This window comes from Candidatus Poribacteria bacterium, assembly GCA_021295715.1.
GTDB lineage: Bacteria > Poribacteria > WGA-4E > WGA-4E > WGA-3G > WGA-3G.
On the sequence record JAGWBV010000030.1, the window covers coordinates 31,204 to 47,909 of the forward strand.

Consider the following 16,706-nt stretch of genomic DNA (forward strand, 5'->3'; position numbering starts at 1 on the left):
CGTTGGCTGAGAAAATGGCGTTGTAACCGTCATCTGATTCAGGTTCACCATCGTCTTCTGGGTCGGTTAGGTCTCCTCCAAGCAGTGAATCCGTTCCTTCTCCCAAGACTTCCTCCGCCTGTGCCATGTCGCTCGTGCTGATAACACAAAAAGCTATCATCAACACAAATCCTGCTAATACTGACATAATTTTCATGCTGTTCAATCTCCTATAGAAATGAATCTCACTTTTACGTGAGTTTCCACTTCTCATATAACTCTAACGTGAATCTGATAATAAAATGCGAGTTCGCTTTAATCACTTTTCATCTGTAAAAAAGGTGGATTATTGTAGCATAAACTGTTAGTTTGTACCGTTTTTTGCCAAAACTGACTGAGGACGCTACGGGTATTTTTTTTAAACTCACATTAACTCTAAAATACACTGATAGAATAACACATACACAACCCCATTTTCAAGGAAATGAACAGAATCTTTCAAGGCATCGCACACCAAACACCGTTGAACATAATCCATAACCAAAAGCGGGTGTGAAGTCTACTTATGACCCCGCCTACGTAGAGATATTACCAGAGAAGAAATTGTTTGAATGCATAGGGAATCCTATTGTATACTAAGGAGTAGAGTCTACAGCGTATACAACTCAACCAAGAAAACCGCTTATTGCAAACATTTATTAAAAGGAGAATGAATGGATACAAATACGACTCCTGAAGAGCAGAATTTTGGACTGACGCCTGAAGAACGAACCTCTTGGGATGAGAACGGATACTTTATCCGTTACGACGTTTTTTCAAAAGAAGAAAACGACCTTTTAACCCAAGTCGCTGATGACATTGCTCTCGGCAAAATCCCCTTCCCAGATCATCGTATCTTTCAAAACGCTTTAGTCAGAGATGGGAAAGTTGAAGCATCGGGTGTCAACGCGATGCACAGTATCCATCAAATGAACCTTTATTCTCCTGAATTTCTCGCACGCACACGTGATCCGCGTCTCACCGACCCCGTTGTGGACATACTCGGTCCAGATCTCCTCGGTCTCAACAGTCTTTATATTTGGAAACCACCAAAAATTGGTCTCGGTTTTCCATGGCATCAAGATAGATGGTATACTCGACCCCAGTTCAAAACCGAAACGACTGTCGGAACATGGACTGCGATTGATACGTCAGATACGGAAAACGGGTGTCTCTACGTTATCCCGGGTAGCCACAAAACAGGCATTCTTGAGCATGATGACCTTGAAGGCTCACAACAACAGGAGTTTAAACAGGCACTCGGTGCCAAGGACGAAGATGGAGTCGCTGTTGAAATTCCACCCGGAAGTGTCATTTTTTTCGACAATCGAATCCTCCATAAGAGCACGGATAACAACACAGAACGTTTTCGACGAAGTAACATCGCGCATTATATCAGTGCCAAAGCAGAACGAGTTCCACATAAGAATTACATGCGTCCTCTTATGTGGGTTAGAGGTAAAATATACCCAACGCTGTCTGATGGCATCTACTGTGACCCTTTACCGATTACAGAATCCGAGTAGTATAGCATAGGGTGAATGGCTGAGAATCCAGAACCATACCGTATAGAATTCATCAATAGGAGAATGAGTGAATACAAAAACAACATCCGAAGAACAGAAATTTAGACTGACGCCTGAAGAACGCTCCTCTTGGGAGGAAAACGGGTACTTTGTTCGTTACGACGTTTTTAAAAAAAAAGAAAACGACTCTTTAGCGCAAATCGCTGATGACATCGCTCTCGGAAAACGCTCCTTCCCAGACTATCATATCTTTGAAAACGCTTTAGTCAGAGACGGTAAAATCGAAGCACAAGGTGTCCACGCGATGCACAATATCCAATATGTGAGTTGTAATTGTCCAGAATTCCTCGCACGCACGCGCGATTCCCGTCTCACCGACCCTGTTGTTGACATCCTCGGTCCAGATCTCCTCGGTCTCAACAATCTCTATATTTGGAAACCGCCAAAAATCGGTCTCGGTTTCCCGTGGCATCAAGATAAATGGTATTTTAACCATCAGTATAAAACCGGAACGACAGTCGCAACATGGAGCGCGATTGATGACGCAGATGAAGACAACGGGTGTCTCTACGTTATCCCGGGTAGCCACAAGTATGGAGTTCGTGACCACGTTGAACTTGAAGGTTCACAACAAGGGGAGTTTAAACAGGCACAAGGGGCTCGTGATGAAGATGGTGTTGCGGTAGAAGTTCCTGCTGGGGCGGTCATCTGGTTTAACAGCCAAGTCCTCCATAAAAGTACGGATAACCACAGTGAACGTTTCAGACGCGCAAACATCGCACACTATATCAGCGCAAAAGCGGAATGGACACGTCCGGAGGCTATAAATAAAAAACGCCCTCCTATGTGGATTCGGGGGGAAACCTATCCCGGTATGACGGATGAAGTTCAATGGGATGTAATATCAATTCTATAATCCGATTGGCTACTAACGGAAGAATACTCTCATGAAACTACGATTGACTACCATCTGGGTCTTGCTTCTTCTTTTATTTTTCTCATCTTCCGATGCAACCGTTCCTTCTAAATACGCCAAGCAATCCGTCGAATGGTTCCAGAGCGAGGAAGGTCGTCGTATTGCCGACAACGTCCTCACCTGGCAGACACCACACGGCGGTTGGCCCAAGAATAGAGACACGGCGTCTGAACCGTTTGATGGGAAAAGTGAGGATCTGCACGCAACGTTCGACAACGGTGCGACCACTAACGAACTACGGTTTCTTGCCCGTGCGTTTCGTGCGACAAACGAGCCGCGCTACCAACACGCATTTCTCAAAGGTCTTTCGCATATCCTTGAAGCGCAATACCCGAATGGCGGGTGGCCACAGTTTTATCCGCTAAGCAAAGCTTACCCTCGTCACATCACGTTCAATGACAATGTTATGGTCCGCATTCTCGAACTTCTCCGAGATGTCTCTGAATCTTCCGACTATCGGTTCCTGAAAACAGAGGAGCGCACTAAGGCTGAAACTGCTGTAACCAAGGGCATTGACTGCATCCTGCGCACGCAAATCAAGCAGAATGGCAAACTCACCGTCTGGTGCGCGCAGCATGACGAGAAAACGCTTGCGCCTGCGTGGGCACGTTCCTATGAGCCACCATCGCTCTCAGGTGCCGAAAGCGTCGGCGTCGTGCGATTCCTGATGTCAGTTGAAGAACCCACGCCAGCGATCATCGCCGCTGTTGAAGGATCCATCGAGTGGTTCAGGAGCGTCGCTATCCACGGCATGCGTCTTGACAAGTTCACCGACGCAGAGGGGCAGGACGATAAGCAAATCGTAGCGGATCCCGACGCAGGACCGCTCTGGGCGCGTTTCTACGAAATCGGCAGCAACCGTCCAATCTTTCTCGACCGCGACTCGGTGGTCCGCTACTCGTTTTCCGAGATTGGGCAGGAACGCCGCACCGGATACGCCTACTACGGGAGCTGGGCCGCCAGACTCCTCGCAGATGAATACCCACGGTGGAGAGAAAAGCACAAGTTCCCAGAGGAATGACCGAACCCTATCAATAGGAGAATTAATGGACACGAATACAGCATCTGAGGAACAGAAGTTTAGACTGACACCTGAAGAACGAACTTCTTGGGACGAAAACGGGTATTTCATCCGTTACGACGTTTTCACCAAAGAAGAAAACGACGTGCTACGTCAAATCGCTGATGACATTGCCGCAGGAAAACGCCCTTTCCCGACAGGGAATATTGATCAAAACGCATTGGTCAGAGACGGAAAAGTTGAAGCCTCCGGTATCCACGCGATGCACAAGATCCATCATGTGAGTTGTTTTTGTCCCGAATTCCTCGCACGTGTCCGTGACCCGCGTCTCACGGATCCGATTGTTGATTTACTCGGTCCAGATCTCCTCGGTCTCAATAATCTGTATATCTGGAAAGCACCCAAGATTGGCTTAGGGTTCCCGTGGCACCAGGATAAATGGTATTTTAACCACCAGTATAAAACTGAGATGACAGTTGGAACGTGGACTGCGATTGATGCAGCAGATGTAGATAATGGGTGTCTATATGTTATCCCGGGTAGCCACAAATATGGCATTCTTGAGCATAGGGACCTTGAAGGCTCACAACAGAATGAGTTTAAAATAGCACGCGATGCCAAGGACGAAGACGGTGTTGCAGTTGAAGTGCCACCTGGAGCGGTGGTTTGGTTCAACAATCAGCTCCTCCATAAGAGCACTGACAACCGTAGTCTTCGCTTTCGGCGTTGTAATGTTGCCCATTACATTAGGGCAAATGCAGAACGTGTCCCTTCTAAGAATGTAAAGACCGTGCGTCCAGTCATGTGGGTTCGGGGTGAGACATACTCAGAGAAGATGGAACCCGTCTATCGGGACGTTTTACCCATCCCAGAGTCCGATTGATAGCGATAGTGTAAATAAATATTTCGGTAATTCTGTCCCAGAAAACCACTGTAGGGGCAGGTCTTGTGCCTGCCCGTATATTACTTCATTTAACCGCACCTAAACCCTGAAATTTGACAAAAGATTTCCGCTGCGCTATACTGACATACAATAGGATTATTCGTAAGGAAGAGGGTTATGTCTTACCTTAGTTCCGAACGCCACCGAGATTGGAAAACCAACGGCTACTTGAAAATCCCCGGCTTTTTCTCCGCCGAAGAGGTAGACGATTTACAAGCATGGGTCTCTGAAATATCGGGATGGGAACCGACACTCGACAAGTGGATGCACCATTATGAATCCACGCCAGCCGGACCACGACTCTCTCGCTCAGAAAATTTCGTGCCCTACCACACCGATATGAGAGCCACCGTGACAGATGGCAAAGTATTAGATGTTGTCTCCGGTGTGATGGAAGAACCGGCAGTTCTCTACAAAGAGAAAATCAACTACAAATATCCTGGCGGTGGTGGTTACGCGGCACATCAGGACGCACCCGCTTACGAATTTATTAACTACCATATCACCTGTCTAATTTCGGTGGATTCAGCGACTCCTGAAAGTGGATGTCTCTATTTCGCGCCGGGTAGGCACAACGAAGGATTCATCGCGTTGGACGAAAAGGGATGTGTCGCTCCTGAAACCGCTTCAGCGATGGAGTGGGTCGCTGTACCTACAGATCCGGGTGACATTCTTCTCTTCGGCTCTTACATCCCACATAAGAGTCCGAGCAACCGTGCAGATCGACCAAGACGCATTATCTATCTCACTTACAATGCCAGTTCCGAAGGCGATTGGCGCGAGCAGTATTACGCAGACAAGCGGCAGGCTTTCTCGCAATACGCAAAAGATGGCTCAAACCGAGACAAACAGATTAGCAAAATCGCACATTTTCAAGGGAAATCAGTAAACCATGACTTTTAATAGCAAATCTCAGCTTTCAAGCGAGATTGAAAAGTACATTGATCCAAGTCTCGCACAGGAAATGAAAAACAGAACAGCAGAACAAAAGGTTGCCATACTGTTCAGTTATATGGAAAAACGTGGACAGTCGTTCTACGATGAAGTTGTGACGCAACTGGAGCATGCCCTCCAATGTGCCGCCCTCGCGCAACAGAACGGCGCAAGTGCCACGCTGATTACGGGCGCATTACTCCACGATGTCGGACATATCATCTTAGATGAACACAATGCCGATAGAGCGTTCCTTGATACGGATCTGACGCACGAAGAGGTCGGCGCGCAGTATATGGAACCGTTTTTCCCAGATGCAGTTACAACACCGATCCGGCTGCATGTTCCCGCAAAAAGGTATCTCTGTACAACCGATACCTCTTACCATGACGGGTTATCTGAGGCATCGAAAAGGAGTCTTATCGTTCAGGGAGGCGTCATGTCGGACGAGGAGCGGGAGGCGTTTGAACAGATTCCGCATTTCCAAGAGGGGGTCACTCTACGGCGATGGGACGATCTCGCAAAAGTGAAAGGACTGGAGACTGCTGAATTAGAAACCTATCGAGACATCGTGCAACAGTGCTTAATTGACTAATGAGGTAAAAAATGAGCTACGAAGCAATCGAATCAAAATTCATCGCAACACCAGAAAAAGGCGAGGTCTCCTCAATACTGATACGTCCAGACGACGCGAAGTGGCTGTTGGTACTCGGACACGGTGCCAGTACGACTATGAGACATTCAACGCTTCAAACGATCGCTGAACGGTTAGCAGATATCGGCATCGCGACATTCCGTTATCAGTTTCCTTACATGGAACGCGGCGGGGGGGGTAGGGAATCACAAGCAGTGGCTCTGGCAACCGTGCGGTCCGCTGTCGCAGCTGCACATGAGGCTGCTGACGATGTATCAATTCTCGTTGGGGGGCATTCCTATAGCGGACGTATGTCGTCACTCACAGCAGCAGAAGCACCGATCGAACATGTTCGAGGTCTCGTATTCTTCGCGTTCCCGCTGCACCCTTCTGGAAGAGAGGGAACAGAACGCGCGGAGCACCTTGATGATGTTACAGTGCCGATGCTATTTTTATCTGGCACCCGCGACAAATTGGCAGTCCTCGACCTATTGGAACCAGTCTGCGAAAACCTCGGCGACACGGCGACCTTACATTTACTGGATACAGCCGACCATGGGTTCAAAGTGCTCAAGCGCCGTAAAACGGAAGAAGACGTTTTCGTAGAGATGGCGCGAGTTCTCAGTGAATGGATCGAAACACTGGATTAATAAACCCACCCCAAACTATACTTCGGTAGGTGCGGTTTCATGAGGTTTCAGAATTTAATTCGGTAATATTTATTTTCCCTGGACCGGTAGGTGCGGTTTCCTAACCGCACCGGATATGTTACGGAATTACCGAAATATTTATTCAAACTTCATCTAACCGCACCGAATATCACAATCCGGTTACTTTTATCTCGGAAGTGCACTGATAGCATACCATAGAAGCGTTGCAATGCCGCCCTGTTGATGGTTTTTCGATTGTGAAGTTCTATAGTGAATGCTACCGTGCCGACGTCCCGTCGCATTGTAGAGTGCAGTTCTTCTTACACTTACCAGTTTTGCTACACTTTCCCTTGTCAACTTCGACATTTCAAACTCCTCTAAACGCTTCCAATTTATGGGAATTTAACGTAAAGAATGCTCGCTCGGTACAAATAATGAATCCTTAGACTGAATTCATAAGAAAATGAATCTACAATATAAGTAAACGAAATAATAAAAAACAAAGTATCTGCAGCAAGGCTACGATTACTTTTGACAAACCGTTGAAAATAGCATATAATCAGAACCCAAAGCACTGCGGAAAATACATATACGTCAACTCAAAATCAGCGTTTTGAGTAAATTACCTCATTAAGACGGAATCTAACAGAATTCGGTTAATTTTTTTTATTACCCGCGTTAGGATGAAAACGATGCCTCCACATTCTTTTAAAATCATTGCCGTTGAAAGCGAGTTTTACGAGTGGGACAAGCCACCGATTTGGAACGGCATGCACGTCTACGATAAAGGTAGACTCCATCTCGTTAAAGTTACCGCCCAAAATGGAAGCGACGCATTCGTTGGATACGGCTTCAATGGCGGAACCGCCGCGACCCGTCCCCTCCACCTTTTCCCAATGTATGTAGATCTATTCCGTCACATTTTGATCGGACGCGATGTAACGGATACCGCTAACGTCTCTCGGTTAGCCGAGAACTATAAAATCTACGGACCCGGCGGTTATCATACACAGGTTTTGGCAGCCATAAACCAAGCGTGTTGGGATATCCGCGGGAAGATAAAAGGAAAATCCGTTCACGCCTTACTCGGCGGCACACAAGAACGCATCCGCACATACATTGCCGGTGGCTATTACGGTCGCGGTAAGGGATTTGATGAACTTCGTGAGGAGATGGAACGCAACATAAACGAATTCAATGCCACTGCAGTTAAGATGAAGGTTGGAGATCCAGCAGCTGGACTTGAGACGGACATCAAACGGATTGAGGCAGTCCGAGAAACCGTCGGTCCCGATACAACCCTAATGGTGGACGCGAATTGTGCTTGGTCAGTTGAAAGGGCGTCCGAATGCCTTCCAGCACTTCAAGCAAACGGCATCTTCTGGTTTGAAGAGCCGATCCACAGCCACGATTACAGAGGACACAAGGCATTGCGCGAAATAGCACAAGAGTATGGAATACAAATTGCCACCGGCGAAAATGGATACGGGTTACACTATTTCCAAACGCTCATTGATTATGAAGGCGCGGATGTTTTCAATCTGGATGTCGCAATTCTTCCCGGTTATGAACCGGCATTGCAGGTAGTCGAAGAAGCATTGGCAGCTGAAAAGTCAATCGCCCCGCACGGCGCACAAGAATTACAAATCCATATCGCTGCAAGCCGAGATAACGGTTTGATGTTAGAGTATTACCCACCCGCTGTTGATCCATTGCGAGGCGAAATGTTTCTCCCAACGATGGTTTTAGAATCCGATGGGCATGTTACAGTTCCAACTCGACCGGGTATCGGCTTTGTTCCTAACTGGGAGCTTCTAAAGCATCACCGTGTATAACCGTAAGTTGGTAGAAACTATTCGACTGTCTCCTGATCCCAAGATACAAACCCGTAATGAAATGGACAGCGATATAATGAAACTCGAAAATATGTGAATACATAGAATTGAGAACCTACCGCCTCGCTGGCGAGGTGTTTTGCTTGGGTATTTCTGCGGATTTCCCTCCTAACCTTGCCAAACTTTATTCTCCCGCAGGGAAAATTTAAAATATCTGTTACCGAATGCCCCATTCCTTCGTTACTTAATAACATAATAACATATTAAAATTTGTGTGATTACACACGAAGGTACCTACGACTTGTAACGGAATGCATTCCCGAAAGGAGATCCATATAATGGATAGGACAGCTGCAGACTATCAGAAAGATCTTCTCTGGCAGACAGCCCTTGAAACTTTCTATCGCGTCGCTTACACCGAAAGCCTCATGACCTCAGCATTGCAAATGTGGAAACCAGTAGATGGCGTTATCAAAAGCATCGTGACGCTCACCACTATTACCTCAGTCATGGTCGGATGGATGGCATGGGGAACGCCAGCAGGAAAGGTGGCGTGGTTACTCATCGCAGGAGGTGCTGCATTTTTAGCACTTCTGCATGTCATTCTTAAGATTTCGGACCGCGTCGCAGATTTGAGTCACAATGAGCAGTATTTCAAAAGTTTACGCCTCAATATGGAGCGGTTTATCTATGAAATGGAAGCCAATCCTGACTTCCCATTAGAGCAATTCAAAATCACATTTGAACAGTATAGAGAGTGGTTGTTGGTGGGCTCGCAAATGCTAAAGGACGATTTTCTTTTGACGCGTAGACACCGCCAGAAGGTTCAAGAAAAGTTGAACCAACAGATGGGAGATATGATTGTATGAAAGAACAACCTATTGAAACCAGAGAACACGTAATTGGGCATTCAATAGGCCAACGCCCAATACATACGAGTTACGAACCACCGGGACCGCTGCCACAGTTTCGGCCCCGTCCGAAATTAAGTCCGGTATCATCAAAACCACAACCCGTTCCGAAACGACTGCTACACGTGGCATCGGCTGTAAAAGCAACACAGAAGTCTGCACCAGAGGCAGCTTCTGAATAGGCAACCACACCGACCCAGAAAAGTAGTTGACTTAATTTATGATTTCTGCTAAAATCCTCTCAATATTAAAATGATGGGAGGTAAAGAATTGTGAGACTGGTTTATCTGGTTTTGCTTATGAGTTTATTTGTTGTGAGTTCTGCGTTTGCTGGAATCCCTGACGATGGGGATTTACTCATGTGGATCGGCGAGGGCAGTGGAAATAAAGTAGTTGATGGCACTGGAAACGGAAATGATGGCACTTTCCATGGTAATGCCAAATGGGTCGGTGACGGCAAATATCAAGCCGGAATCTCCCTCAAAGGGGCAGAAACTTACATGGAAGTCCCCAATGTTATCACTGAGGCGGGGAGTCTGCTGTTCTGGTTCAAACCCGATTGGAACGGCAAGGATGGCGCTGATTATCGCATTTTTGATGCCAGTTTTGGTCCCATCTACTTCTTCGTCTCGAAGGGCGCGAATCACGTTGACATCAACCCCGAAGACTTCGGTTTCTATTTTGAAGCAGCGGACGATGCCGATTGGCAAGATGTTGAATTTGACCCGGCAGGAGTCATAACAAAGGATAAATGGTTTCATGTCGCCGCAACGTGGGATTTCGCTGGTGGAAACCCGTTCTTGTACATTGACGGTAAAGAAGCCGCAACCAGTGGTAAGAAAATCACTGGCGGTTTCCCCGCACTTCACGAAAAACCGAGATTCGGATGGGAAACTATTCCGTATATTCCGCTGCAAAACGGCGCAGAAGGCACTATTGATGAAATCTCTTTTTGGGAGCGCGCGCTTGAAGAAAAAGAGGTCCAAGAAATGATGGATGTCAGCTTGGATGTCGAAGCGGCAGGAAAACTCGCTGTTACATGGGGTGAACTGAAAGCGAGACAATGATAGTGCATCCGAATCAGCCTTACGCTTGAATATTCGGGTTCATATCTGTGGCATCAAAGGACATATATCAAATAAGTCTGGTGATTCTTTCACCAGGCTTATTTATTTTAACTCGCATATAAGACGGGGTTGGACGGCATTGAAATCTTGACAGATAAAGGATAAGTTCAGAAAAGGGGTTGCGGTGTTTTTCCAAGCGCGCGCGGGAGCCAGAGGCTCAACTCCGGGACATACGTCACCAACACAAGTGCTATTAGCAGCAACGCAATAAACAATAGCACAGAGCGGTAAAGCAGTAAGACAGATCGATCAAACTTCATGCTTGAGATGAATAGGTTCATTCCCACTGGTGGTGTCAAATAACCGATTTCAAGGTTTGTTAAGACAATAATGCCGAGATGTGCCTTGTCAATTCCAAATTGTTCGGCGATAGGAAGCAGCAACGGCACAACAATAATTACCGCTGAGAAAATGTCCATCAGACACCCAACAACCAGTAGGAATATATTAAGCCCAATAAGTGTGATGACACGGCTTTCTGTTGTTGACTGAATCCAGTCAAGGACAGTCATAGGCACATCAAGCGTGATGAGGTAGTTTGTCAATCCTAAAGCGACACCGAGAATAATGAGAATCGCGCCGACAAGCAACGTGCTTTCTTTGACAATGCGCGGCAAAACTCTCAACGAAATAGAACGATGGATGCCAAACTCCACGATACACGCATAGATGGCTGTTAGCGCAGCCGCTTCGTCGAGCGTAACGATACCCGATAAGATGCCTCCTAATACAATAAACGGCAGCAGCATCTCCCACTTCGCGTCCCAGAGTGTTCGCAGAAAAACTCTCCAATCAAATGGAGTTGTCTCAGTCCGTTTGAAGAGACTCCACCCACAACTATAGAAGCTTAGGATAGCCAGAATCAGGATCCCGGGGAGAATACCCGCAAGGAACATCCTGTCGATACGAACTTGGGCGATAATCGCATAAAGAATAAGGGGGACACTCGGCGGAAACAACAGCCCGATACTCCCAGAAGCCGTCACCAAGCCAAGCGAAAACTTTTCGTTATACGTCTGCCGTAGAATCGGATAGAGCAATCCACCGAGAGCAATAATCGTTATACCGGATGCACCTGTGAAAGTTGTAAAGAACGCACAGGTAAAGAGCACGACGACAGCAATACCACCCGGCAACCAACCAACACTCGCACGTGCAAACGCCACCAATCGTTGTGGTGCTTTCCCTTCAGCAACTATATACCCCGCAAATGTAAAGAGCGGGATAATCAGTATCGTCGAGTTCCGTGTGAGTCGGTTGAAATCGATTAGAATTGTTGAAATCGGTTCGCCTGCTGTAGCGTATCCAATAATTGAGGCACCACCAAGCAAGACGAAAAGTGCACCCCCGAAAAGCGCGAACCCCACCAACCCAATGCCGATTATTAATCCCATTAATCCGATTCTCCTGCGACAATGTTTGGTGTCTGTTCACCACCCATTAAATGGATACCAATTTGGAGGAATAGATGGATGCCGATGAGAACAAAACCGTAGGGGATAATAGCCTTCGCCCACCATAGCGGAACACTTCCGATTAACACAGCATCGCTTAATTGTTCATCATGGAGAAAAATAAAGCCGTAATGTGCCAGAATTCCAACGACGATCAAGGCGAGGCAATCAACGACAAGGTTGCTCCAGCGCGTAATATTTTCGGGCAGGATTCGGCTGAGCACATCAATGCTGATGTGCCTTCTTTCGCAAGTAGCAAGTGCAGCGCCCAACAGGCAGAGCCAAAGGGTGAGGTGCTGCAGCATTATATCGCTCCACAAGAGGCTTGCGCTGAACACGTAACGCATGACGATTTTGAGGATCGCGAGTCCTAACATCATTGCGATAATAAGACACAGCAAACCGGTTTCGATCTTACCTAAGGTGGTGTTAATGTTCTGGAAGAAAGTTTCTAATTTATGATTCATTTGCGAGTACTTGGATTCCAGCCGCTGGCAGGACAGCGACCTTCGCTTGCGCCGGGAGGCTTTCTGCAAACAAAGCAATCAACTGCTCCAGATCTCGGAAAAGGAGCGCGCCGGGATGTTTCTTGTAAAAATCATCTACCAAGAAATGTTCTGACCAGACGTGCAACTGATCTTGAGTGCCGAGTTGTGGTGCTGGCAGTTCAGGTTGTGTCCGTTCCTCTTTCTGCTGTACGAAGCGAGCATAATCAATCTGTTCAAACAACCCGTGGTAGCAGATGCCATCGCTTGCCGGGTTGAGTGCCATCCTGTGTGCCTTCTCAAAATGCGATAGTGCCCACATTGCCTTGCCCGTTTGGATTGGGTCGCTATCAAGCGGATAGCAGTTAAGCACAACCAGATCGGTCTCTTTTTGGCTTGCCTCCGGTATCACTGTGCCGTAAGTGTCCAAAGCGAAGTACGCGCCCTTGCGGTGCGCCTGCACAAAATCGCCCACAAACAGCCCACATATTTCCCGACGACTATTGAGCACAACATTAGCGATGACGTCAAGACCGAGGACACCTGCTACCGACTCGGAGAAATCGCGATGATCCGGTTCACTCCCTTTTCTTTCAATCACAGCGTGTCCGCGTCCCGGCGAAAAGGTGTGGAAATAGAACATCGTCGCGAAACCAGAAATTCCGGGTACAACTAATTTCGCACCACCACCGAAACCGACAGAACCGTGTGGGTAGATACCCCCCAAACAAATCTTGAAATCCGAATCTGCAACCACACGATTCAGATAGATCGGCATACCGTTATCAAGGTTTCCCAAGGCACGTAGATCACCACTCATAAAGTCGTGGCTTGTCGCTTCATATTCAGACGCAATATCCGCGCCGATCTTTTTAGCGACCTCTTCATCGGTGAGCGGACGGTGTGAACCACCACCAACAACAAATCGGATCTCGGATTTTGGGACACCCGCTGACGCTAACTCACGCAGAAGGAACGGAATAACGCTCGCAGCAGGTGTCGGACGGCTCAAGTCATCCACGATGATAGCGGCACTCTTTTTACCTTTCGCCAATTCCGAAATTCGGGGAGTGCCGATCGGTTCAGCAAATGCGCGTTCAATTTGGACATCAGAAAGCGCAGGCGCATCTTTCGGACCCAGCATTTCTACTTCCCAGCCGGTCGGAAAATTCAGCGTCAATTCCTCGTCTCCATACCAAGCCCGGGAGTGCACAGTAGCAGTGTTGTTCATAATTGCCCTCCATTTGTGGATCACAGAATGCGTAAAACAGAAGATGTGTCCCGCCCAGTTGCAGGAACATCCGTGCTCTTACGTCAGTACCTGTATTCCTCCTAAAGGTAAAATAGCGACTCTGGCGTGTGTCGGAAGTTTCTCCACGAACGATTGAATCAGCCCTTCAAGATTTCGGAAAAGCAGTGATGCCGGATACTCTTTGTAGAAGTCGTCCGCCAAAAAATACTCAGACCAAACATGGAGTTGTCCACGCCGTCCGATCTACTGCGGAGGGGCTTCCGGTGGCATCTGTTCGGTTCGTTGTCGAAGATAGCGTGCGTAATCAATTCGGTCATACAACCCGTGGTAGCAACTGCTATCGCTCGCAGGATAGAGTGCTATCGTGTAAGCGTTTTCAAAATAGCTTAAAGCCGCTAATGCCTTATCAAGTTGAATCGCATCAGCATCAAGCGGATAGCAATTAATCACCACCAGATCGGTCTCTTTTCGGATCGTTTCCGGTATTACTGTGCCATAAGTATCCATCGCGAAATGTGCCCCTTTACGATGTGCCTTAATAAAATCACCGACAAACAACCCACAGATTTCACGGCGGCTATTAAGGACAACGTTGGCGATCATATCAAGACCGAGAACACCTGCTGCGAGTTCGGCAGTGTCACGACGGTCAGGTTCACTACTTTGTCCCTCAATCACAGCCGGTCCGCGTCCCGGTGGGAAAGTATGGAAATAGTACATTGTGGTAAAGCCAGCGATGCCGGGCACAATGAGTTTCGCTCCGCCACTGAAGCCAACGGAACTGTGCGGATAGAGCCACCGAGACAAATCTTAAAATCCGCGTCCGCGACGATACCGTTGAGATACACCGGTGTGCCATTCTCAAGGTTGCCAAACGCACGTAAGTCCCCACTCATAAAGTTATGATTGGTTACCTCGTACGCAGCAGCGATGTCTGCCCCAACTTTTTTCACAATATCTTCATCAGTGAGGGGTCGGTGGGCACCGATGCCAGCGACAAATCGGATCTCAGATTTCGGGATACCTGCCTCGGCCAACTCGCGCAGGATAAACGGAATAACTTGTGCAGCCGGTGTTGGACGACTCAGGTCATCCACAATAATAGCGGCACTTTTTTTACCTTTCGCTAACTCTGAGATTCGGGGTGTATCAATCGGCTCAGCGAACGCACGTTCAAGTTGGGAATCAGAAAGCGCAGGCGCATCTTTCGGACCCAATACCTCTACTTCCCAATCTGTAGGGAAATTCAGCGTCAATTCTTCATCGCCATACCAGGCACGGGTGCGCACTGTAGCAGCATTCTTCATGAATTTTTTTCCTCTTCCGGGTGATTAACTTGGCATCGGCGGGAGAGGGCCGCCGCGATAAAATCTCGGAAAAGCGGATGCGGTGCAAGCGGTTTCGATTGAAATTCGGGGTGAAATTGAGAACCTACCATCCACGGATGCTCGGTCACCTCAGCAATTTCGACAAGGCTCTCATCTGGAGACAGACCGCTAAAACAGAGCCCCGCCGATTCTAACTGGGATCGATATTGATTATTCAATTCATAACGATGACGGTGTCGTTCTACGATAATAGGTTGTTGATAGGCGGTATAACTTTTGGTATTCTCTTTGAGGACGCACGGATAATGTCCAAGTCGCATTGTGGCACCGAGGTCAGCGACCGCGCGCTGATCATGCATTAAATCTATAACTGGGTGCGGCGTTTCTTCATCTACTTCCGTGCTGTTTGCGTTTTTTAACTGCGCAGCGTGTCGAGCAAACTCGATCACCAGACACTGCATTCCAAGGCACAATCCCAAATACGGTATCTTATTTTCACGGGCGTATCGTGCGGCAACCAACATCCCTTCAATCCCGCGATAGCCAAATCCGCCCGGAACCAGTATCCCGTCGGCGTTCTGGAAAACACTATCAAGGTCCGGATGTTCTGTGAGCGATTCCGCTTCTATCCACTCAATTTCAACGGCGGTTTCGTTGGCAATCCCACTATGCTTGAGTGCCTCTTGGACGCTAATATACGCGTCACTGCCAGTTGTGTATTTGCCAACAATCGCGACTCGAGTTTTCTGCTTCGGATTTTTGAGTTTTTCGACCATCGCGCTCCATTCAGCATCCATCGGTGGGCGCGCTTCAAGTCCGAGTCTCTTTAAAACGAGATGCCCCATGCCCTGTCTCTCAAAATTGAGCGGGATTTCATCTACGCATTTTGTGTCTAACCCTTCAAAGATATATTGTTCATTAATGCCGCAGAGGAGCGCGATTTTCTGACGGAACGCATCATCCAGCGACTGGCTCGTGCGGCATAGCAACAGATCTGGTTGGACCCCCAACTCTTGGAGTTTTCGGATGCTATGCTGGGTCGGTTTGCTCTTGCTTTCGCCATTCGGTAAGGTGTAAATCAGGGAGACATGGAGGAACATTGTACTCTCGCGCCCGACTTCAACTGCCATCTGACGAATGGCTTCAACGAAAGGTGGCATCTCAAAGTCCCCAATCGTTCCGCCTATTTCTGTAATGACGATTTCGGCTTCGTTATCCTTCCCAATTTGATAAATACGACGTTTGATTTCGTCAGTAATATGTGGGATCAGTTGCACGGTTTGCCCGAGATAGTCCCCACGGCGTTCCTTCGCAATCACTTCACTATAGACAGATCCGGTAGTGAAGTTAGAATGCTTGTTCAAGTCGATGCCGAAAAACCGTTCATAGTTCCCTATATCCAGATCGGTTTCTGCGCCATCATGAGTGACGAACACCTCGCCATGTTGGAACGGATTCATCACACCTGCATCCACATTGAGATACGGATCAATCTTGACAACAATCACTTTAAACCCTCGGTTGATAAGCAACCTACCAAGGGACGCGGTCGTGATGCCTTTACCAATACCTGAGATAACTCCGCCCGTCACGAAAATGTATTTTGTCATGAA

The 16,706-nt window shown here is 47.7% G+C and carries 19 protein-coding genes; 11 read left to right on the forward strand and 8 right to left on the reverse strand.

Annotated elements, in window-relative coordinates; all coding sequences use genetic code 11:
- A partial coding sequence (locus J4G07_09420) for a hypothetical protein (GenBank protein MCE2414211.1) occupies positions 1-196 on the reverse strand: 196 nt, incomplete at its 3' end.
- A 496-nt stretch (positions 197-692) separates the two neighbouring features.
- Between J4G07_09420 and J4G07_09425 the strand changes: the two genes are divergently transcribed.
- The 7 genes from J4G07_09425 to J4G07_09455 all read left to right on the forward strand — a co-directional run bounded on the left by J4G07_09425 (position 693) and on the right by J4G07_09455 (position 6,701).
- On the forward strand, positions 693-1,544 hold the full coding sequence (locus J4G07_09425) for a phytanoyl-CoA dioxygenase family protein (GenBank protein ID MCE2414212.1): 852 nt from the start codon (positions 693-695) through the stop codon (positions 1,542-1,544).
- Between the two features lie 67 nt (positions 1,545-1,611).
- Positions 1,612-2,460, forward strand: coding sequence for a phytanoyl-CoA dioxygenase family protein (locus tag J4G07_09430; GenBank protein ID MCE2414213.1), 849 nt, complete (start codon positions 1,612-1,614; stop codon positions 2,458-2,460).
- A 31-nt stretch (positions 2,461-2,491) separates the two neighbouring features.
- Positions 2,492-3,541, forward strand: a complete 1,050-nt coding sequence (pelA, locus tag J4G07_09435; GenBank protein ID MCE2414214.1) for a pectate lyase — start codon at positions 2,492-2,494, stop codon at positions 3,539-3,541.
- A gap of 25 nt (positions 3,542-3,566) precedes the next feature.
- Complete coding sequence (locus J4G07_09440) at positions 3,567-4,424, forward strand: phytanoyl-CoA dioxygenase family protein (protein ID MCE2414215.1); 858 nt, start codon at positions 3,567-3,569, stop codon at positions 4,422-4,424.
- Positions 4,425-4,601: 177 nt separating this feature from the next.
- Entirely contained in the window at positions 4,602-5,387 is a 786-nt protein-coding gene (locus J4G07_09445) for a phytanoyl-CoA dioxygenase family protein (GenBank protein MCE2414216.1), read from the forward strand.
- Positions 5,388-5,412: 25 nt separating this feature from the next.
- The gene (locus tag J4G07_09450) at positions 5,413-6,012 is read left to right on the forward strand and encodes an HD family phosphohydrolase (GenBank protein MCE2414217.1); all 600 of its coding nucleotides are present in this window, start codon (positions 5,413-5,415) and stop codon (positions 6,010-6,012) included.
- A gap of 11 nt (positions 6,013-6,023) precedes the next feature.
- Entirely contained in the window at positions 6,024-6,701 is a 678-nt protein-coding gene (locus J4G07_09455) for an alpha/beta hydrolase (protein MCE2414218.1), read from the forward strand.
- 186 nt (positions 6,702-6,887) lie between these two features.
- On the opposite strand, the gene J4G07_09460 is transcribed toward J4G07_09455, so the two are convergent.
- Positions 6,888-7,067 carry a hypothetical protein gene (locus J4G07_09460; protein MCE2414219.1) on the reverse strand — a complete coding sequence of 60 codons (180 nt, stop codon included), beginning with the start codon at positions 7,065-7,067 and terminating at the stop codon, positions 6,888-6,890.
- Between the two features lie 326 nt (positions 7,068-7,393).
- Between J4G07_09460 and J4G07_09465 the strand changes: the two genes are divergently transcribed.
- The 4 genes from J4G07_09465 (at position 7,394) to J4G07_09480 (ending at position 10,514) form a co-directional block, all read left to right on the forward strand.
- On the forward strand, positions 7,394-8,536 hold the full coding sequence (locus tag J4G07_09465; GenBank protein MCE2414220.1) for a mandelate racemase/muconate lactonizing enzyme family protein: 1,143 nt from the start codon (positions 7,394-7,396) through the stop codon (positions 8,534-8,536).
- A 338-nt stretch (positions 8,537-8,874) separates the two neighbouring features.
- Positions 8,875-9,405 carry a hypothetical protein gene (locus J4G07_09470; protein ID MCE2414221.1) on the forward strand — a complete coding sequence of 177 codons (531 nt, stop codon included), beginning with the start codon at positions 8,875-8,877 and terminating at the stop codon, positions 9,403-9,405.
- Entirely contained in the window at positions 9,402-9,629 is a 228-nt protein-coding gene (locus tag J4G07_09475; GenBank protein MCE2414222.1) for a hypothetical protein, read from the forward strand. The genes J4G07_09470 and J4G07_09475 overlap by 4 nt, the downstream gene beginning before the upstream one ends.
- A 117-nt stretch (positions 9,630-9,746) precedes the next feature.
- Positions 9,747-10,514, forward strand: a complete 768-nt coding sequence (locus J4G07_09480; GenBank protein ID MCE2414223.1) for a LamG domain-containing protein — start codon at positions 9,747-9,749, stop codon at positions 10,512-10,514.
- A 167-nt stretch (positions 10,515-10,681) separates the two neighbouring features.
- On the opposite strand, the gene J4G07_09485 is transcribed toward J4G07_09480, so the two are convergent.
- The 6 genes from J4G07_09485 to J4G07_09510 form a co-directional block, all read right to left on the reverse strand.
- Positions 10,682-11,968: a TRAP transporter large permease gene (locus tag J4G07_09485; GenBank protein ID MCE2414224.1), complete on the reverse strand. Its 1,287-nt coding sequence runs from the start codon at positions 11,966-11,968 to the stop codon at positions 10,682-10,684.
- A complete protein-coding gene (locus J4G07_09490; GenBank protein MCE2414225.1) occupies positions 11,968-12,495 on the reverse strand; it encodes a TRAP transporter small permease in 528 nt (175 codons plus the stop codon). Before J4G07_09490 ends, J4G07_09485 begins: the two co-directional genes overlap by 1 nt.
- Entirely contained in the window at positions 12,485-13,744 is a 1,260-nt protein-coding gene (locus tag J4G07_09495; protein MCE2414226.1) for a DUF2088 domain-containing protein, read from the reverse strand. Before J4G07_09495 ends, J4G07_09490 begins: the two co-directional genes overlap by 11 nt.
- A gap of 264 nt (positions 13,745-14,008) precedes the next feature.
- Positions 14,009-14,485, reverse strand: a complete 477-nt coding sequence (locus tag J4G07_09500) for a hypothetical protein (GenBank protein MCE2414227.1) — start codon at positions 14,483-14,485, stop codon at positions 14,009-14,011.
- Positions 14,440-15,072 carry a DUF2088 domain-containing protein gene (locus J4G07_09505; protein MCE2414228.1) on the reverse strand — a complete coding sequence of 211 codons (633 nt, stop codon included), beginning with the start codon at positions 15,070-15,072 and terminating at the stop codon, positions 14,440-14,442. Before J4G07_09505 ends, J4G07_09500 begins: the two co-directional genes overlap by 46 nt.
- Positions 15,069-16,703: a CTP synthase gene (locus J4G07_09510; protein ID MCE2414229.1), complete on the reverse strand. Its 1,635-nt coding sequence runs from the start codon at positions 16,701-16,703 to the stop codon at positions 15,069-15,071. The genes J4G07_09505 and J4G07_09510 overlap by 4 nt, the downstream gene beginning before the upstream one ends.
- Positions 16,704-16,706: the final 3 nt, after the last annotated feature.